This window comes from uncultured Devosia sp., assembly GCF_913055165.1.
GTDB lineage: Bacteria > Pseudomonadota > Alphaproteobacteria > Rhizobiales > Devosiaceae > Devosia.
In genome coordinates this window covers 44,648-62,386 of sequence record NZ_CAJXJS010000005.1, presented here as the reverse complement: position 1 = coordinate 62,386, position 17,739 = coordinate 44,648, and the positions used below count along the sequence as shown (strand labels likewise).

17 protein-coding genes are annotated in these 17,739 nt (G+C 62.2%); 6 read left to right on the top strand and 11 right to left on the bottom strand.

What is annotated here, in order from left to right; all coding sequences use genetic code 11:
* Nucleotides 1-37: 37 nt before the first annotated feature.
* From QZ564_RS03265 to uraH, 11 genes are all read right to left on the bottom strand, one after another.
* Nucleotides 38-2,200, bottom strand: a complete 2,163-nt coding sequence (locus tag QZ564_RS03265) for a malate synthase G (RefSeq protein WP_297104504.1) — start codon at nt 2,198-2,200, stop codon at nt 38-40.
* A gap of 74 nt (nt 2,201-2,274) precedes the next feature.
* Nucleotides 2,275-3,576 (bottom strand): guanine deaminase, encoded by a 1,302-nt coding sequence (gene guaD, locus QZ564_RS03260; RefSeq protein WP_297104501.1) that lies wholly within the window; start codon nt 3,574-3,576, stop codon nt 2,275-2,277.
* Nucleotides 3,573-4,799: a urate hydroxylase PuuD gene (locus QZ564_RS03255; protein ID WP_297104499.1), complete on the bottom strand. Its 1,227-nt coding sequence runs from the start codon at nt 4,797-4,799 to the stop codon at nt 3,573-3,575. The genes guaD and QZ564_RS03255 overlap by 4 nt, the downstream gene beginning before the upstream one ends.
* Nucleotides 4,800-4,986: 187 nt before the next feature.
* Nucleotides 4,987-6,075, bottom strand: a complete 1,089-nt coding sequence (locus tag QZ564_RS03250) for a BMP family ABC transporter substrate-binding protein (RefSeq protein WP_297104496.1) — start codon at nt 6,073-6,075, stop codon at nt 4,987-4,989.
* A gap of 55 nt (nt 6,076-6,130) precedes the next feature.
* Complete coding sequence (locus tag QZ564_RS03245) at nt 6,131-7,054, bottom strand: ABC transporter permease (protein ID WP_297104669.1); 924 nt, start codon at nt 7,052-7,054, stop codon at nt 6,131-6,133.
* A 2-nt stretch (nt 7,055-7,056) separates the two neighbouring features.
* Nucleotides 7,057-8,136 carry an ABC transporter permease gene (locus tag QZ564_RS03240; RefSeq protein WP_297104493.1) on the bottom strand — a complete coding sequence of 360 codons (1,080 nt, stop codon included), beginning with the start codon at nt 8,134-8,136 and terminating at the stop codon, nt 7,057-7,059.
* Entirely contained in the window at nt 8,136-9,653 is a 1,518-nt protein-coding gene (locus QZ564_RS03235) for an ABC transporter ATP-binding protein (RefSeq protein ID WP_297104491.1), read from the bottom strand. The genes QZ564_RS03240 and QZ564_RS03235 overlap by 1 nt, the downstream gene beginning before the upstream one ends.
* Nucleotide 9,654: 1 nt before the next feature.
* Complete coding sequence (xdhC, locus tag QZ564_RS03230; protein WP_297104489.1) at nt 9,655-10,512, bottom strand: xanthine dehydrogenase accessory protein XdhC; 858 nt, start codon at nt 10,510-10,512, stop codon at nt 9,655-9,657.
* 4 nt (nt 10,513-10,516) lie between these two features.
* Nucleotides 10,517-12,838 carry a xanthine dehydrogenase molybdopterin binding subunit gene (gene xdhB / locus QZ564_RS03225; RefSeq protein ID WP_297104485.1) on the bottom strand — a complete coding sequence of 774 codons (2,322 nt, stop codon included), beginning with the start codon at nt 12,836-12,838 and terminating at the stop codon, nt 10,517-10,519.
* The gene (gene xdhA, locus QZ564_RS03220; protein WP_297104482.1) at nt 12,838-14,304 is read right to left on the bottom strand and encodes a xanthine dehydrogenase small subunit; all 1,467 of its coding nucleotides are present in this window, start codon (nt 14,302-14,304) and stop codon (nt 12,838-12,840) included. Before xdhA ends, xdhB begins: the two co-directional genes overlap by 1 nt.
* 3 nt (nt 14,305-14,307) lie before the next feature.
* Nucleotides 14,308-14,667, bottom strand: a complete 360-nt coding sequence (uraH, locus tag QZ564_RS03215) for a hydroxyisourate hydrolase (protein ID WP_297104477.1) — start codon at nt 14,665-14,667, stop codon at nt 14,308-14,310.
* A gap of 98 nt (nt 14,668-14,765) precedes the next feature.
* Here uraH and QZ564_RS03210 point away from each other — a divergent pair, with 98 nt between their 5' ends.
* The 6 genes from QZ564_RS03210 to QZ564_RS03185 all read left to right on the top strand — a co-directional run bounded on the left by QZ564_RS03210 (nt 14,766) and on the right by QZ564_RS03185 (nt 17,673).
* Nucleotides 14,766-15,746, top strand: a complete 981-nt coding sequence (locus QZ564_RS03210) for a LysR family transcriptional regulator (protein WP_297104475.1) — start codon at nt 14,766-14,768, stop codon at nt 15,744-15,746.
* Between the two features lie 71 nt (nt 15,747-15,817).
* A complete protein-coding gene (locus tag QZ564_RS03205) occupies nt 15,818-16,141 on the top strand; it encodes a metalloregulator ArsR/SmtB family transcription factor (RefSeq protein ID WP_297104472.1) in 324 nt (107 codons plus the stop codon).
* A complete protein-coding gene (locus QZ564_RS03200) occupies nt 16,138-16,359 on the top strand; it encodes a hypothetical protein (protein ID WP_297104469.1) in 222 nt (73 codons plus the stop codon). The genes QZ564_RS03205 and QZ564_RS03200 overlap by 4 nt, the downstream gene beginning before the upstream one ends.
* Nucleotides 16,352-16,801: a DUF1801 domain-containing protein gene (locus QZ564_RS03195; protein WP_297104466.1), complete on the top strand. Its 450-nt coding sequence runs from the start codon at nt 16,352-16,354 to the stop codon at nt 16,799-16,801. The genes QZ564_RS03200 and QZ564_RS03195 overlap by 8 nt, the downstream gene beginning before the upstream one ends.
* A gap of 11 nt (nt 16,802-16,812) precedes the next feature.
* Nucleotides 16,813-17,235 carry a DUF1801 domain-containing protein gene (locus QZ564_RS03190; RefSeq protein WP_297104463.1) on the top strand — a complete coding sequence of 141 codons (423 nt, stop codon included), beginning with the start codon at nt 16,813-16,815 and terminating at the stop codon, nt 17,233-17,235.
* A gap of 12 nt (nt 17,236-17,247) precedes the next feature.
* Nucleotides 17,248-17,673, top strand: coding sequence for an SRPBCC domain-containing protein (locus QZ564_RS03185; RefSeq protein WP_297104666.1), 426 nt, complete (start codon nt 17,248-17,250; stop codon nt 17,671-17,673).
* The last annotated feature ends 66 nt before the right edge of the window (nt 17,674-17,739 follow it).

The window sequence follows — 17,739 nt, the reverse complement described above, 5'->3', positions numbered from 1 at the left end:
CCAGAAGGCCCGCCAGATGGCGGGCCTTCCTTTATGCTCAGTGTGCGTCCCGCGCCTTGACCTTGCGGCGCGCGGCATGCAGCAGCGGCTCGGTATAGCCAGAAGGCTGATCGGCACCATGCAGGGCGAGGTCCAGCGCCGCCTGGAAGGCGATCGACTGGAAATTATCGGCCATGGGACGATAGAGCGGGTCGCCCGCATTCTGTTCGTCCACCACTGCCGCCATGCGCTCGAAGACCGCGGTCACCTCGTCGCGGCTGACGAGGCCATGCCGCAGCCAATTGGCGACGGCCTGCGAGGAAATCCGGCAGGTGGCGCGGTCTTCCATCAGCCCCACATTGTTGATGTCCGGCACTTTCGAACAACCCACGCCCTGCTGCACCCACCGCACCACATAGCCAAGAATACCCTGGGCATTGTTTTCAAGCTCGCGCGTAATCTCTTCCCGGCTCAGCGAATAAGGCGCCTGCACCGGCATCGAGAATAGCTCGGACAGTCCCGGCAGCGCCTGGTTGTGGCGACGCTTCTGCGCCTCGAACACATCGACCTGGTGATAGTGCAGCGCATGCAGGGTTGCTGCCGTCGGCGAGGGTACCCAAGCCGTATTGGCACCGGCGTTCGGGTGGCCGATCTTGGCATCCATCATCGCCGCCATATCGTCCGGCCGTGCCCACATGCCCTTGCCGATCTGCGCCTTGCCCGAGAAGCCCGTGGCCAGACCGATCAGCACATTGCGGTCCTCATAGGAAGCAATCCACTTTTCGGACTTAATCTCATCCTTGCGCAGCACGGCGCCCGCTTCCATCGAGGTGTGGATTTCATCGCCTGTGCGGTCGAGGAAGCCGGTATTGATGAAGAACACGCGGGCGCGCGCCTCATAGATCGCCGCCTTGAGGTTGGCCGAGGTCCGGCGCTCCTCATCCATGATGCCGATCTTGATCGTATTGGGTTTGAGGCCCAGGAAGCCTTCGACGGAAGCAAAAATGGCGCAGGCAAAGGCCACTTCTTCGGGTCCATGCATCTTGGGTTTGACCACATAGATCGCGCCGTTGCGCGCATTGGCGCCGGTGTCATGCATGGCGCAGAGCGCGGTCACCGCCGCATCCATCAGCCCTTCACCGATCGGTTTGCCGTCAAGCAACACCGCGTCGGTAGTCATCAGGTGCCCGACATTGCGCACGAGCAGCAGCGAGCGGCCCTTGAGCACGAGTTCGTTGCCATCAACACCCTTATAGACCCGGTCCGCCTTGAGCTTGCGGGTGATGGTCTTGCCGCCCTTTTCGAAGGTATCTTCGAGATTGCCCTGCATCAGCCCGAGCCAGTTTCGATAGACGCCGACCTTGTCCTCGGCATCGACCGCGGCAACCGAGTCCTCGCAATCCTGGATCGTGGTCAGTGCCGCTTCGACGATCACATCGCTGAGCCCGGCGGGGTGCGTGGCCCCGATCGGGTTTGACGGGTCGATCACCAGAACCGCGTGCAGACCGTTGTGCCGGAGCACGATCTCGGCCTTTTCGCCCGCCCCGGCATAGCCGACAAAGGCAGACTTGTCCTCAAGCACCGCCGGTCCGGCCTTGGTATCGATGACCAGATTGGCCAGCCCGCCCTGTTCGGCGACGACATAGGACGTCACATCGGCATGGCTGCCCGTGGTCAGCGGAAACGCTTCATCCAGGAACTGCGCCGCCCGGTTGACCACCGCTGCCGCGCGCTTGGCATTGAACGCCTGGCCCGGCGCCAGTTCGCCCTCGCGCGAAATCGCATCCGTGCCATAGAGCGCATCATAGAGGCTGCCCCAGCGTGCATTGGCGGCATTGAGCGCATAGCGGGCGTTGGACACAGGCACCACCAGCTGCGGCCCGCAAATGCTGGAGATTTCCGGATCCAGCCCTTCGGTCTCGATGGTGAAGTCGGCCGGCTCGGGCACCAGGTAGCCGATCTCCTTGAGGAAGAATTCATAGCCCTGCGGATTGTTGGCCACCGGCCCGTACTTGCGGTGCCATTCATCGATCTTGGCCTGGATGTCGTCGCGCTTGGCCAGCAGCCGCGCATTGGTGGGCACATGTTCGCGGGCAAGCGATGCCAAACCATCCCAGAACTGATCCACCGATACTGCCAGGCCCGGCAGCGCTTCGTTCTCGACGAAGTCGACAAGCAGCTTGTGCACGGAAAGCCCGGATTTGGTCAGGTAGTCGGTCATGGGTGACGTCTCGCTCTTTCTACGCCTCCCCTGGGAGGGGAGGCCCGCCGCAAACTAGGCGAAGCGCAAATGGCTCACAACCCGCCTAAAGTCGACTTCGCCCTTGCGCCAGCCACATAGACTTCGGCAATCGCCCGGTCGTCGCCCATGGTCTGGAGCAGGAACAATTCCTCAGCCAGCGTGCTCATCGTGGCGTGCCGCAATCGCATGGTCGGTGTCGCGGCCGAATCGAGCACCACCAGGTCTGCTGCCATGCCCGGCGCGATCGAACCGATCGTCCCTTCAAGCCCCAAGGCTTCGGCATTGCCGCGCGTCGCCATGTGAAAGGAGGCGAAGGGGTTGAGCCTCTGCCCGCGCAGTTGCAGCACCTTGTAGCCCTCGTCCAGCGTGCGCAGCATGGATACGCTTGTTCCCCCGCCGATATCGGTGGCAATGCCGACACGCACGCCATGGCTCACCAGCCGCTCACGATCGAACAGGCCAGAGCCCAGGAACAGGTTCGAGGTGGGGCAGAACACCGCCACAGCGCCAGTCTCCGCCAACACCCCGGTTTCCCGGTGATTGAGGTGGATCGAATGACCCAGTAGCGTCTTACGGCCCAGCAGGCCAAAATCCTCATAGATTCCCGTATAGTCCGGCGAGCTGGGGTAGAGCTCCATGGAGTAGGTGATTTCGGCGTCGTTTTCGCTCAAATGCGTCTGCACGTAGCAATCGGGGTGCTCGTCAGCCAGTGCGCGCGCTGCCTCCATTTGCGCCGGCGTCGAGGTGATGGCAAAACGCGGCGAAATCGCATAGAGCGCCCTTCCGCGGCCATGCCAGCGAGCGATCAGCGCTTTGGTATCGTCATAGCCCGATTGGGCCGTATCGCAGAGGCCCTCGGGCGCGTTGCGATCCATCATCACCTTGCCGCCGACCATCAGCATATTGCGCCGCTGGGCCTCGGCAAAGAAGGCATCGACCGAGCGCGGATGGCTCGAACAATAGGCTACAGCTGTCGTCGTGCCGTGCCGGATCAGCGCGTCGTAGAAGTCTACGGCGACGGCGTCAGCATGGCCCTGCTGCGAAAACTTCTGTTCCTCGATGAAGGTGTAGGTATTGAGCCATTCGAGCAGTGAGCCAGCATAGGCCGCCATCATCTGGCTCTGGACATAATGCAGATGCAGATCAATGAAGCCGGGCATGATGAGGTTGGGCCGGTGGTCGATCACCATCGCCTCAGCCGTTTCCGCGCTGTCGAAGTCTCCGACCGCGACGACGATCCCGTCCTCTATGCTGACGGCACCGTCCTCGAGATAGAGATAGCTCTCGACGTCGTCTATGGCCTGTGGCGCGCGGTGAAAGCTCAGCACGCGCCCGCGCAGAACCGTCCGGTTCATGATCCCGATCCTTCGCGATACCATTCGACCAGCAGAGCGCGCTCCGCATCGGTCATTTCAGTCACATTGCCCGGCGGCATGGCGTGGCTCCAGCCCGCCTGCATGGCGATCTGATGCGCATTGTTGGCAATGGCGATGTCGTTGTCGAGGATCACATTCTTGGGCGCCTCATAGACACCCTCCCAGACCGGCTCGGGGGTGTGGCACATGGCACAGCGCGTCTGCACCGCCAGGCTGGCAGCGGCAAAGTGCTCGGTTGCCATGAATTTCTCTCCGGTCGCCGTCACCAGCGTCTCGCTGCCGGGGGTGGGCAGTTTGGGCGAGGTCGAGAGCCAGGCAATGACCAGCATCAGGATAACCGCGACCGCCCATGTCCAGTGCGGATTGCCCTTGCGGGCGTGGCGGGTGTTGAAATAGTGCCGGATGACAACGCCTACGAGGAAGATCAGCGACGCGATGATCCAGTTCCACTGCGTGGCAAAGGCCAGCGGATAGTGGCTCGAGAGCATGAAGAAGATGACGGGCAGCGTCAGGTAGTTGTTGTGCAGCGAGCGCTGCTTGGCGATCTTGCCGTATTTGGCGTCCGGAACCCGCCCCGCCTTGAGGTCCCCCACCACGATCCGCTGGTTGGGAATGATGATCATGGCGACGTTTGCGGTCATGATCGTGGCGGTGAAGGCGCCCATATGGAGCATGGCGGCGCGGCCGGTGAAGAGCTGCGTGTATCCCCAGCTCATCGCCACCAGGATGGCGAAAAGCACCAGCATCAGCCCTGTGGTCGACTGACCGATCGGCGACTTGCACAGCGTGTCGTAGAGCAGCCAGCCCAGCACGATGGAGCCCGCGGAAATGAGGATGGCGACCCAGCTCGGCACGTCCAGCACATTGCGATCGACCAGGAACAGATCCGCCCCGACATAGTAGAGCAGAGCCAGCAACAAGACGCCGGATAGCCAGGTCGCATAGCTCTCCCACTTGAACCAGGTCAGATGCTCGGGAAGGAACTCCGGCGCCACCAGATATTTCTGGATGTGATAGAACCCGCCGCCATGCACCTGCCACTCCTCCCCATGGGCGAGCGGCGGCAGGCTCGGCGTCTTGCGCAGGCCAAGATCGAGCGCGATGAAATAGAAGGACGAACCGATCCAGGCGATGGCCGTCACGACATGCAGCCAACGCGCCGCAAACATCGCCCATTCGTAAAAGATTGCCAGATCGCCCATTGTCGTCCCCTTCTATTCCTCTCCCCATCGGCGAGAGGTGGCTCGGCCGTAGGCTGAGTCGGTGAGGGGGTGCCACCCGCGCGTTCCTGACTCGCGGCGGTCACCCCCTCATCCGGCGCTGCGCGCCACCTTCTCCCCGATGGGGAGAAGAATGGGCCGGCGATCCCGCTGGCCCTTCAAACGCGGATCAGGCCGGCGGAATGACGCCCTCGACATACCAGTCCATGCTGAGCAGTTCTGCATCGGTCAGCGTCACGCCAGCGGGCACTTTTTCGGCCCCGGTATGATCGTTGATCGGACCGGTGAAGATGTTGAACGAGCCGTCGATCTGACCGTTCTTGACGGCCTCGGCAGCGGCAACAACGTCCTCGGGAACCTTCGGACCATAGGGCCCGATCTGCACCTCGCCTTCCTTCAGGCCCGGCCAGCGGTCGCCGGTTTCCCAGGTGCCGTCGATCACGGCCTGGGCCGAGTTCACATAGTGCGGACCCCAGTGGTCGATGATCGAGGTCAGCTGGGCGTTGGGAGCAAAGGCAGACATGTCTGCACCCTGGCCGAAGCCTCCCACGATACCGCGCTCTTCGGCAACCTGCAGGGCGGCCGGACCGTCGGTGTGCTGGGCGATGATATCGATGCCCTGATCGATCATGGCCCGAGCAGCGTCAGCTTCCTTGGCCGGGTCGTTCCAGGTCGAGATATAGACCGGGGTGATGGTGAAGTCCGGGTTCACCTTGCGGGCGGCGAGCACAAAGGCATTGATGCCCATCACCACTTCCGGGATGGGGAACGAGCCGATGTAGCCGGCCTTACCGGTCTGGGACATGTGGCCTGCAATGGTGCCGCAAACAGCGCGGCCTTCGTGGAAGCGCGCATTGTAGGTAGCCACGTTGGCCGAGCGCTGATAGCCGGTGGCGTGCTCGAACGTCACATCCGGAAACTGCTCGGCGACCTTGATGACATAGTCGCCATAGCCGAAGCTGGTGGCGAAGATCAGCTTGTGGCCAGACTGAGCCAACTCACGCAGCACGCGCTCGCAGTCCGGCCCCTCAGGCACGTTCTCGACAATGGTCGGCTCGGCAACCAGGTCGCCCAGCTGCTCCTTCATGAACTTGGCACCCTGAGCGTGGCCGAAATTCCAGCCATTGTCGTTTACGGTACCGATCAGCATGAAGCCGACCTTGAGCGGCTCGGACTGGGCGAAGGCCTTGCTGCCCAGCAGCGGCAGGGTGGCGGCAGCTACACCGGCCTTGAGCATTGAACGGCGGTTCAGAGTCATCACATTTCTCCTGAATGACGGGCTTTGATGATCAGGTCAGTCATTGCGCGCTGGCCTAATTGGAGGGCAGGAATGGCCTGCCAAGGCAGGCCGGTGCATTGGTGGATGCGTCGCGGCGGATCGATATCAGCACCAGCACGACGACGGTGGCAAGATAGGGCATGGCGGACCAGAGTTCGGCAGGGATTGCCGATAGCGGCCCTCCGCTCGCCTTGGCGTACAGCTCCATGGTCATGACCAGACCGAAGAGATAGGCACCGGCCAGCAACCGGAACGGCTTCCAGCTCGCAAACACCACCAGCGCCACGGCAATCCAGCCGCGCCCGGCGGTCATGCGCTCGGCCCATTGCGGGGTGAGCAGCAACGGAAAGCACGCGCCCGCTATGCCGGCCATGGCGCCACCGAAGGCCACGGCGGCATAGCGCACACCGATCACCGAATAGCCGATGGAATGCGCGGACAGATCGTTCTCGCCCACGGCCCGCAGGATCAATCCCGCGCGGCTCTTCTTGAGGAACCACCAGACCGCAAAGACCATGGCCAGGGAGAAGTAAACCAGCGCCGAATAGCCGAACAGCACCCGCCAGATGGGATGGGTCGCCAGTTCGGCCGGGAACAGCGGGCCGAGCAAGGTGACCGGCCGTGCCGAGTAGCCCTGCCCCGCAAGGGCGGAAAACCCGGTGCCGAAAATGGTCAGAGCCAGCCCGGTGGCCGTCTGGTTGGCAGAAAGACTGAGGGTCAGAAAGCCGAAGATCATCGAGGTAGCCACCCCGGCGGCGGCGGCCAGCAGGATGGCCAGATAGTGATTGCCCGTCGTGAAGGCGACAACGAAACCGGTGATCGCGCCGACCAGCATCATGCCCTCGACGCCAAGGTTGAGCACCCCGGACTTCTCAACCACCAGTTCCCCGAGCGCCGCTATGAGGATCGGTGTGGAGGCTCCCACCACCGTCACAATGATCGCAATGGTCAGCTCCAGGCTCATGCGCGCGCCTCCACCTGCGGCGTCACGCGGCGGACGCGGTAGCGCACCAGAATGTCCCCGGCGAGCAGGAAGAACAGCATCATCGCCTGGAACACCCCTGTTGCTGAGTTGGACAGCCCGATCGTGGTCTGAGCAATCTCGCCGCCGACAAAGGTGATGGCCATCACAATGCCGGCGAAAATAACCCCCAGCGGATTGAGCCGCCCCAAAAAGGCAACGATGATGGCCGTGAAGCCGTAATTGGTGGGGAAGCCCGGCACCATGCGCTGGAACGGCCCGGCAACCTCCAGCATGCCGGCCAGGCCCGCCAGGCCGCCACTCACCAACAGCGCCAGCCAGATGGTCTTGTTTTCGGAGAACCCGCCATAGCGGGCCGCATGGGGCGCCGCGCCCACGACCCGCATCTGATAGCCGAACACGGACCGGGTCATGATGAACCAGGCCACCAGCGCCACGATGATCGCGATGGGCACACCGGCATGTACGATCGTGCCCGGGATGATGTTGGGCAGCAAAGCCTCGCTGGCAAAGCGCCGCGTCTGCGGAAAGCCCATGCCCATGGGGTCTTTCCACGGCGCGCGGACCAGATAGTAGATCAGTTGCACCGACGCATAGGTCAGCATCAGCGAGGTCAGGATTTCATTGACGTTGAGCCGGGTGCGCAGCAGGGCAGGAATTGCTGCATAGGCAGCGCCGCCGGCCACGCCCGCGATCATCATGGCCGGCAGGGTCCACCATCCCCCCGCCCCGTGGCTGGCCAGTGCCCCCCAGGGGGCGGCCAGCCCGCCCATGATGTACTGACCTTCGGCGCCGATATTCCAGACATTGGCGCGATAGGCGATCGAAAGCCCCACTCCGATGATGATCAGCGGCGCGGCCTTCACGCCCAGATCCTGCCACTTGAAGGCATTGGTCAGGGGCGTGAAGAATATCTCCCGCACAGCGCCGATCCCGTCATAGCCGATCAGCGAAAAGATGATCGCTCCGATGAACATGGTCAGCACCACGGCGGCCACCGGGGTCCCATAGAGCATCAGGCGTGACGGTTCGGGACGCTTTTCCAGACGAAACTGCATCAGGCCGCTGCCTCCGCACCGTGAACCCCACCCATCAGCAGCCCGATCTCATCAACGCTGAACTCGGCGACCGGCCGGCTTTCGCTCAACCGGCCCATATTGATCACCGCCAGCGTGTCCGAGAGCGTCCGCAATTCGTCGAGATCCTGGCTGATCACCACGATGGCCGAACCGGCTGCTGCAAGGTCCACCAGGGCCTGATGGATCGCCGCCGCCGCGCCTGCATCGACCCCCCAGGTCGGCTGGCTGACTACCAGCACGGTGGGCTTTTGCAGGATTTCGCGCCCCATGATGTACTTCTGCAGATTCCCGCCCGACAATGACCCAGCCGTCGCAGCCGGGCCTAGGGCCTTGACTGCAAAGTCGGCGATGACCTTGCCGGTATAGGTCCTGGCGGCACCCGAATTGATCAAGCCCATGACCACCATTCCGAGCCGGTCACGTGCCGTCAGCACCGAATTGTCCGAGAGACTGAAATCTGCGACCGCCGCATGACCATTGCGCTCCTCAGGCACGGCGCACAATCCATGACGCCGCCGCTCCGTCGTATCCATATGGCCGATGGCCTTGCCATCTATGGTGATGGCCTCCCGATCCTCGCTGCGAATTTCGCCAGAGAGCGCGTCGAGCAGGGCGTTCTGTCCGTTCCCGGCAACGCCGGCGATGCCGAGAATTTCACCCGCCCGCACCGTGAATGACACATCCGTCACCGGAACGTCGAAATGGCCAGTCCTGTGCGTCAGCAGTCTGTTAACGACAAGCTTCGGTTCGCCAAAACTGCGACCTGCGGGCTTGACGATGTCCTTGAGCCCCGTGCCGATCATCTTCTCGGCCATCGACCGGCTGGTTTCTTCTTTCGGATCGCATGTATCGACCAGCTTTCCGCCCCGCAAGATCGTTGCCGTATCGCACAAAGCTTTGATTTCATGAAGCTTATGGGAAATGTAGAGGATCGAGCACCCTTCGCTGGCCAACTGCCGCAGCACCGTGAACAGCTGCTCCACCTCCTGCGGCGTCAGCACCGAAGTCGGCTCATCCATAATCAGCAATTGTGGATTGAGCAGCAAAGCCCGAACGATTTCAATCCGTTGACGCTCACCAACCGACAGGGTCGCCACCGTCCGGTGCGGGTCGAGCGCCAGTCCATAGGTCTGCATAACCTCGCGGATGCGGGCCTCAAGCTCGCGCGAGGGAATTTTCGCGTCCATGCCCAGCGCGATGTTTTCCAGCACGGTCAGCGCTTCGAACAAGGAAAAGTGCTGGAAAACCATGCCGATACCGAGCCGACGGGCGGCTTTCGGATTTGGCACGACGACAGGCTCGCCATTCCAGCGGATTTCGCCGCTATCGGGCTGCATGATGCCGTAGATCATCTTGACCAGAGTGGACTTGCCCGCACCATTCTCGCCGAGCAGCGCATGGATTTCGCCCGGCTTGACGGCGAACGACACATTGTCGTTGGCCAGAACCCCTGGAAACTGCTTGGTAATTCCACTGAGCTCAAGCCGATTGGGCATGTCAGATTCCACTCGCCACCCCCTCATTGCTGGGGATGGACCTGCGCCCGTTCGAAACTTCCCGTCCCCCAATGTGGACCATAATTTCCGCTGCCGCCAGTGCCGCAATGACGGAAGGTCGTTTATCCCCAAGCCCTTGAGCGCCAATAGGTAAAATCAGTCGTTCCAGCACCCGGGGGTCGCCACCTTGGTCGGCGAACCAGCGCGCGAACCGCGCCCGCTTCGTCCTCGACCCAACCATGCCGACATAGGCACTATCGGTTCGCGCCAGCGCTTCATTGGCAATCAGGAAGTCGAGCGCGTGGTCATGAGTGACGATGACATAGGCACTGCCTGGCGGCGCGCTGCGCACGACTGCCTCCGGCATGGCAACCCGACGATGTGGAATGCCCGCCGGCAAGGCATCGATTTCGCCCTGCCGGGTATCGATAACCTCGAGCCTGACCGGCAAAAGCGCGAGAATCTGGGCCAAAACGCGTCCCACGTGGCCGGCGCCGAAGACATAGACATGGGGAGCGGAGGCGGCTTCGGCGGACAACCGGGCGAGGATGTTCCGGCGCAGGGGCGCATCTGCATAGCGCAGGGAAACGGTGACATTGCCACCGCAACATTGCCCGATTTCCGGGCCTAACGGCACGTCCATGGCCTCATCGGCGCGGCCGTCCTTGAGCAGCCGGCGGGCATGGTCGATAACCAGATATTCGAGCGCTCCGCCCCCGATGGTACCCAGGACCCCCTCCAGGCCTACCAACATGAACGTGCCCTGCTCGCGCGGCGAGGACCCCCGGACCGAAACCAGCTCGCATGCAATCGCATCAGGATTTGCGGCGAAAAAGGCTTCGAGGGACACAGGGGTCATCATGTCAGATGCCGAGCCCCTTGAGCCGCTTCACCCCCATCAGCACCCGCTCCGGGGTGACCGGGGTATCGAGCCGGGGCGCATGGCGATAGTCCGCCACGCTGGCCACCGCCATGCCCAGGGCCTCCACCACACTGATGGCGAGCATGAAGGGGGGTTCGCCCACGGCCTTGGACCGGCCGATCGTCGGTTCGCGATTGACCGACCATTCGGCAATTTTGACGTTGAAGATCGGTGGCACATCCGAGGCCAGGGGAATCTTGTAGGTCGAGGGGGCGTGGGTGCGCAGTTGGCCCTTCTGGTCCCAGACAAGCTCCTCGGTCGTCAGCCACCCCATGCCCTGGATGAAACCACCTTCGATCTGCCCAAGATCGACGGCAGGGTTGAGCGATCTGCCGACGTCGTGGAGGATGTCGACGCGGTCGACGGTATATTCTCCGGTGAACGTATCGATGGTCACTTCACTGACCGAGGCGCCATAGGCGAAGTAGTAGAAGGGGTGCCCCCGGCCCGTGGCCCGGTCCCAATGGATTTTGGGTGTCTTGTAGAAACCAGCCGCCGAAAGCTGCACCCGGTTCAGGTACGCGGACGCGGCCAATTCGGCAAAAGGCACATGCTTCTTGCCGACGTTCAATCCGCCGGTAACCCAGTGACAATCCGCCTCGTCGGCATCATAGAGCCTGGCCGCATGCGCCAGCATGCGCGACTTGATCTGTTCGCAGGCATCCCATGCAGCCATGCCATTGAGATCAGAACCCGAGGAAGCGGCTGTGGCGGAAGTGTTCGGGACCTTGCCGGTGGACGTGGCCATGATCTTGACCGTGTCGAGATTAACCCCGAAGGCCTCGGCCACGACCTGGGCGACCTTGACGTAAAGGCCCTGCCCCATCTCGGTGCCACCATGGCTGAGGTGGATCGAGCCATCCTTATAGACATGGACCAAGGCACCGGCCTGATTGTACCAGGTGGCGGTGAAGGAAATGCCGAATTTCACCGGCGTCAGTGCGATACCCTTCTTGAGCGTGGTGCTGGTCTTGTTGAACGCGAGAACCGCTTTGCGTCGCGCCTGGTAATCCGATGACTTTTCCAACTCGTCCACCACGCGGTGAACGATATTGTCCTCGACGACCTGATGATAGGGCGTGACGTTATTGCTGTCGGTGCCGTAGAAATTGGCCTTGCGAATGTCGAGCGGGTCCTTGCCGAGCGCATAGGCGATGTCTTCCACCCAGCGCTCGCAGGCGACCATGCCCTGCGGCCCGCCGAACCCACGAAAAGCGGTATTGGATACGGTGTTGGTGTAGAGCGGTTCCGACCGGACCCGGACCGCAGGGTACCAATAGGCATTGTCGGCGTGGAACAGCGCCCGGTCGGTGACCGGCCCGGTGAGGTCCGACGAGAAGCCGCCCCGCGCGCCATAGACTGCATCGACCGCAAGTATCTTGCCGCTGTCGTCGTAACCCACGTCGTAATCGACCACGAAGTCATGCCGCTTGCCGGTCGCCTGCATGTCGTCGTCGCGATCCGGACGAATCTTGCAGGCGCGGTTCCACTTCTTGGCCGCCAGCGCGGCAACGGCAGCGAACAGGTTGCCCTGTGTTTCCTTGCCCCCAAAGCCACCACCCATGCGCCGCACATTGACGGTCACAGCGCTGTGCCGGATGCCCAGCACCTGCGCGACCATCAGCTGCACTTCGCTGGGATGCTGCGTCGAGGAATAGACAGTGACATCCTCATCCTCGCCCGGGATGGCAAAGGCGATTTGTCCCTCAAGGTAGAAATGGTCCTGACCACCAATGGAAATGGCGCCTTTGACCCGGCGGGGTGCCGCCGCCAATCCGGCATCGACCTCGCCCCGCTCCAGTTTCAGCGGCTCGGTCACGAACTTGCCGCCAGCCGCCTGTGCGGCGCGGACATCGGGTATCCACGGTCTGTCGCGATAGTCGATCCGGGCCAGTTGCGCTGCCCGCCGAGCGGCATCCCGCGTCTCGGCTATGACCGCAAAAAGCGACTGTCCCCAGAATTGAACTTCGCCCACCGCAAAGATCGGCTCGTCATGCTTGTGGCTGGGGCTGACATCGTTCTCGCCGGGAATATCGTCAGCTGTCAGCACCCCTATGACACCCGGTGCTGATCGCACCGCCTCAAGGTCCACGCCGGCGATCTCGGCATGCGGGCGGGTCGAAAGCCCCAGATAGGCATGCATGGTGCCGACCGGCTCGATCATGTCGTCGATATATTCGGCGGTGCCGGTGACATGCTTGGGGCCGCTGTCGTGGCGCGTGGGCATATGGAGTGTGGCGAGGGACATGTTCTGCTTGTTCATCAGGCCACCTCCCTCGCCAGCCGCTCACTCCGCTCCTGGGTCCACAGGAAGAAACGCTTGAGCAGGTTCTGCGCGGCCAGCATGCGATAATCGGCAGACGCGCGCATATCGCTGATCGGCTGGTAGTCCTCGGCAAATTGGCCGACTACGCCTTCAATGGTTTCCATCGTCCACGGCTTGCCCACCAGCGCGGCCTCGACGGCCTTGGCGCGCTTTGGCGTTGCGGCCATGCCGCCAAAGGCGATGCGGGCCATGCCCACCACGCCAGCATCATTCACGAAAACCCGGAAAGCGCCGCACAATGACGAGATATCTTCGTCGCGGCGTTTGGAGAGCTTGTAGGTGGCAAACTTCTCCCCTGCCGGCAGCAGCGGAATGGTCACGCTTTCGACGAACTCGCCTGGCTCCCGGTCCTGCTTGCCATAGGCCAGAAAATAATCTTCCAGCTTGATCTCACGCCGATGCTCGCCGCGGCGCAAATGCAGCTTGGCGCCCAGCGCAATAAAGGGAGGAGGCGTGTCACCGATGGGCGAACCATTGGCAATATTGCCCCCGATCGTCCCCATATTGCGGATCTGCTCACCGGCTATGCGGTCCCACAGCTCGACCAGTTGCGGGAAATTGGCGGCGATGACCGGCTGCGCTTCCGAGTAAGAGACACCGGCATAGAAGCGCACTTCGCTGTCATTCTCGGCGATGCGCTTCAATTCCTGCAGATGCCCGATGAAAATGACCGGGCCGATCCTGCGCATGAACTTGGTGACCCAAAGCCCCACATCGGTCGAGCCAGCCACAATCCTTGCGTCCGGGCTGGCCTCATAAGCCGCCGCGAAATCGTCGACAGACGCAGGAATGATGATCTTGCCATCACCCTCGCCGATTTCGACACGACATCCGTCATGCATGGCCTTGAGCGTGTTGGTGACAGCAATGCGCTCGGCCCAGAGCGGGTCGCCCTGCGGCTGGCCATAGCTGGACATGGATTGCGCGGCCCGGATGATCGGTGCATAGCCGGTGCAGCGGCAGAGATTGCCCTGCAGGGCCTTTTCCACCGCCGCCTGCGAGGGGTCGGGATTGCGCATCCACAAGCCATAAAGGCTCATGACGAAGCCGGGCGTACAGAAGCCGCATTGGGACCCGTGGTGATCGACCATGGCCTGCTGCACCGGATGCAAGGCGCCGTTTTCGCCACGCAGATGCTCGATGGTCACCACATGCGTGCCGTGCAGGCTCGCCACAAAGCGGATACAGGCGGTGACGGTGTCATAGATGATCTCGTCATCCATCAGCCGCCCGACCAGAACGGTACAGGCGCCGCAATCGCCTTCGGCGCAGCCCTCCTTGGAGCCGCGCAAACGGCGTTCCAGCCGCAGCCAATCGAGCAGGGTCAGGTCGGGGGCGACGTCAGTGAGGCTGATCTCCTCGCCATTGAGCAGGAAACGAATGGCGTTGCCGACCTCGACCATGGCTCAGCTCCCCCGATAGGTCGAATAGGCGAAGGGACTGACCAGCAGCGGCACGTGGTAGTGCTTGTCCTCGGAGATGGTGAACCGGATCGGCACCACATCGAGAAACGGTGTCTCGATCTCCACCCCGATGCGCTCGAAATACTGGCCGACATGGAAGCGGATTTCATATTCGCCCTGCTGGAACTCGTCGCTCAGCAGCGGTTGATCGACCCGCCCATCAGCATTGGTATAGCTATCGAGCAGGTGGTGGGTGTGATCACCATGCACGAAATGCAACTCCAGCCGCATGCCCCGCGCCGGCTTGCCATGCATGGTATCCAGGACATGGGTGGTGAGGGCTCCGCCCATCTGCTGCTCCATCTTCGTTCCCCAAGGTGCACCTTAGCATGCACTTCTGCTCTTGATACTCTCAAATTGGGAGCATTATGCTGCCGAAACGGCAACAACGGAGCAGCGCCATGGAACACCGTCCAGCCGCCGACCGACCCCGTGAGCATGCGCTTTCCTCAAGCCTTCTGGCGCGTGTGTTTCACCAGCCTTCCCTGCTCTATTTCAACGCGGTGGCCACGCACCTGTCCATAAGGGAGGCGGCGCGGCGGCTCGACGTCGCCTCTTCGGCAGTGACACGGCAGGTGGCGCAACTGGAAGACGCCCTGGGCATAGCCCTGTTTCTGCGGGAAAAGCGCCGCCTGCGCCTGTCTCCGGCTGGCGAAATCCTGTTTCGTCATTCGCGCAGGCTCGTAGCGCCCATGGAAGCGGCCGTCTCGGAAATCGAACTGCTGCGTGGGGTCCGCGCCGGCTCGGTGCGCATCGCAGCCGCCGAAAGCGTCGGACTATCCTTCCTGCCGATCCTGCTCACCGAGTTTGGCAAGCGCTATCCCCGCCTGACACTAGATGTCGCGATCATTCCCTCGGCCGAAGTGGTTGAACGGTTGGTCGATGAGCGGATCGACATCGGCTTTGGCTTCATCGCCAAGCCCCCGCGCCAGGTCGACGTCGCCTTTCGCCGCGACGTTTCTATCGGTGCGCTCATGTCTCCCGACCATCCGCTGGCGACGGTTCAGCACCTGACCATGGCGCAATGCCTCGACCATCCCCTCGCCGTTGGCAAGCCAGAGATATCCATTCGCGAGGTGATCGAGCCCTTCCTCAAATCCTCGGCCAACATCACCCCGCCGCTGGTGGAGGTCAGTTCCATTCGCCTGCTGGTGGAACTGGCGCTGGGCGGACACTATGTCTCGATCATGACCCCGATTGGTGCGCAGAACGAAATTGCCTCCGGACGGCTGGTTTTCCGGCCGCTTCAGGACGGCGGCGTACCCACCAACCGCTTCGGCATCCTAGTGCGCGCGGGCAGTTCGCTGCACCTCGCACCGGCCATTTTCTACGAACACGCCAAAGCCTATTTCGAAAACCTGAGCCTGCCGGGCGCAGTCTGATCCCAGCACCGATTGACATCCATTCACGATCAGCTATGAATAAACCCATAGCCAAACGTGAATGGATAACCATGAACGACCGTCAGGATGCCCTGTTCCGCTCTCTTGCCGACCCCACGCGGCGGGCCATTTTCGAACAGCTCTGCAAACAGGGCGAACAGACGGTCGGCACATTGACAAATGCCGCCGGAGTCGCGCAGCCCACCGTCTCCAAGCATCTGGCAGTGCTCAAGCAGGCGGGCCTGGTGCGGGATCGCCACGCCGGACGACAGACGCATTATTCGGCCCAAGTACAAGGCCTGAGCCCCCTGATGGATTGGACCCGGGAAATGGCCGGCTTCTGGGAGGGGCGGCTGGATGCCCTCGAAAATTTGCTCACAAGGATAGACCAATGATCCGTTTCATTCGTGCCTTTCATCGCTGGACCTCGATGGTTTTCACGCTCACCGTCATCGCCAATTTCGTGGCCATAGGCTTGCTCGGCCAGGCCGATGTGCCCGCACTGGTAACCTATTCGCCGCTGCTGCCGCTCTTCCTGCTGTTGTTCTCGGGCCTCTTCATGTTCTTCCAGCACTACTTTGCGCGTCGTCGCGCCGGGCTGAACCATGCCTGAGGGCAAGGGAAAACGGCCGCCGCTCAAACCGGGACCGGACGGCATCGTCCGCCTGGCTGGCGGCAATCCGCAGATCGCCAAGGGCTATGGCGACGAGGTGGTGCAGCGCTACATCGCTGCCATGCCCGGTTGGCAGCGGGCCGTCGGCGAAAAGCTGGATGCCCTCATCGCAAGGGCCGTCCCCGGCGTCGAGAAGGCCGTGAAGTGGAACACGCCATTTTACGGGACTAAGCAGGACATCTATTTCGTCAGCTATCATTGCATGACCAAATACGTGAAGGTCGCCTTCCACAATGGCGCAATGCTTGACCCCAAGCCGCCCGGGACCTCCAAGCAGGAAAAGGTGCGCTATCTCGATATCTACGAGAACGACACCATTGATGAGGACCAGTTCACCGATTGGGTGAAACAGGCAAGCCAATTGCCTGGCGAGAAGATGTGAAGGTTGGAACCATGACTTTTTCCAAGAACAGCGCCGCCGACCTGGCAACTGGTGCCACGCCCACCGAACTCATCGACAAGCGCATCGCCGATCTGCCGGACTGGCGCGGCGACAAGCTCGCCATGATCCGCAAGCTCATTCACGAGGCCCTTCCCGACGTCGTCGAGGAGTGGAAATGGGGCAAGCCGGTCTGGTCGCATAGCGGCATTCTCTGCACCGGCGAGGTCTACAAGGCGGCGGTGAAGACCACCTTTCCCAAGGGTGCGTCGCTTGCCGACCCAGACCACCTGTTCAATTCGAGCCTGGAGGGCAATGTCCGTCGCGCCATCGACTTCTTCGAAGGCGAAACCATCGACGCCGGGGCCTTCAAGGAGTTGATCCGCTCGGCGGCGCGCGCCAATGGCGGGGCCGCCACCAAGAAAGCCAGGACGTAGGGCAACCCCATGATGACCGCCCCCGAAACCCGCTCCGTCGTCGTCGAGCGCGAAATCCACCAGCCCGTCGCCAAGATCTGGAAGGCGCTGACCCAATCGCATCTGATTTCGGAATGGCTGATGAACAACGACTTCAAGGCCGAGATCGGGCACAAGTTCAAGCTGCGCGGCGAATGGGGTGGCGTGCTGGATTGCGAGGTCCTCGCCATCGAGCCGGAGCGCTCGCTGTCCTATGCCTGGGACCACGACAACCCTGACCCGCTCTATGCGCTCAAAAGCGTGGTCACCTATACCCTCACCCCGACCGCCACCGGCACGCATCTGCGCGTCGAACAGACCGGGTTCCGGCCGGAACAGAAGCAGGCCTATGGCGGCGCCCATGCGGGCTGGAAGGCGTTTCTGCAGAAGCTGGAAGAGGTGGCCGGCAAGGATGCATAGGAGCTATTGCGGCATCCCCAACCTGTCACTCCCCTTGATGGGGAGAATGGGGGCGGGGCGACCGAC

Coding starts and splice junctions, on each gene's coding strand:
- uraH (WP_297104477.1), bottom strand. CDS start 14,667: ATGGAGCAGCAGATGGGCGGAGCCCTCACCACCCATGTCCTGGATACC.
- QZ564_RS03185 (WP_297104666.1), top strand. CDS start 17,248: ATGACCGCCCCCGAAACCCGCTCCGTCGTCGTCGAGCGCGAAATCCAC.
- QZ564_RS03250 (WP_297104496.1), bottom strand. CDS start 6,075: ATGACTCTGAACCGCCGTTCAATGCTCAAGGCCGGTGTAGCTGCCGCC.
- QZ564_RS03235 (WP_297104491.1), bottom strand. CDS start 9,653: ATGCCCAATCGGCTTGAGCTCAGTGGAATTACCAAGCAGTTTCCAGGG.
- xdhC (WP_297104489.1), bottom strand. CDS start 10,512: ATGACCCCTGTGTCCCTCGAAGCCTTTTTCGCCGCAAATCCTGATGCG.
- QZ564_RS03205 (WP_297104472.1), top strand. CDS start 15,818: ATGAACGACCGTCAGGATGCCCTGTTCCGCTCTCTTGCCGACCCCACG.
- QZ564_RS03240 (WP_297104493.1), bottom strand. CDS start 8,136: ATGCAGTTTCGTCTGGAAAAGCGTCCCGAACCGTCACGCCTGATGCTC.
- QZ564_RS03200 (WP_297104469.1), top strand. CDS start 16,138: ATGATCCGTTTCATTCGTGCCTTTCATCGCTGGACCTCGATGGTTTTC.
- QZ564_RS03255 (WP_297104499.1), bottom strand. CDS start 4,799: ATGGGCGATCTGGCAATCTTTTACGAATGGGCGATGTTTGCGGCGCGT.
- guaD (WP_297104501.1), bottom strand. CDS start 3,576: ATGAACCGGACGGTTCTGCGCGGGCGCGTGCTGAGCTTTCACCGCGCG.
- QZ564_RS03190 (WP_297104463.1), top strand. CDS start 16,813: ATGACTTTTTCCAAGAACAGCGCCGCCGACCTGGCAACTGGTGCCACG.
- xdhA (WP_297104482.1), bottom strand. CDS start 14,304: ATGGTCGAGGTCGGCAACGCCATTCGTTTCCTGCTCAATGGCGAGGAG.
- xdhB (WP_297104485.1), bottom strand. CDS start 12,838: ATGAACAAGCAGAACATGTCCCTCGCCACACTCCATATGCCCACGCGC.
- QZ564_RS03265 (WP_297104504.1), bottom strand. CDS start 2,200: ATGACCGACTACCTGACCAAATCCGGGCTTTCCGTGCACAAGCTGCTT.
- QZ564_RS03195 (WP_297104466.1), top strand. CDS start 16,352: ATGCCTGAGGGCAAGGGAAAACGGCCGCCGCTCAAACCGGGACCGGAC.
- QZ564_RS03210 (WP_297104475.1), top strand. CDS start 14,766: ATGGAACACCGTCCAGCCGCCGACCGACCCCGTGAGCATGCGCTTTCC.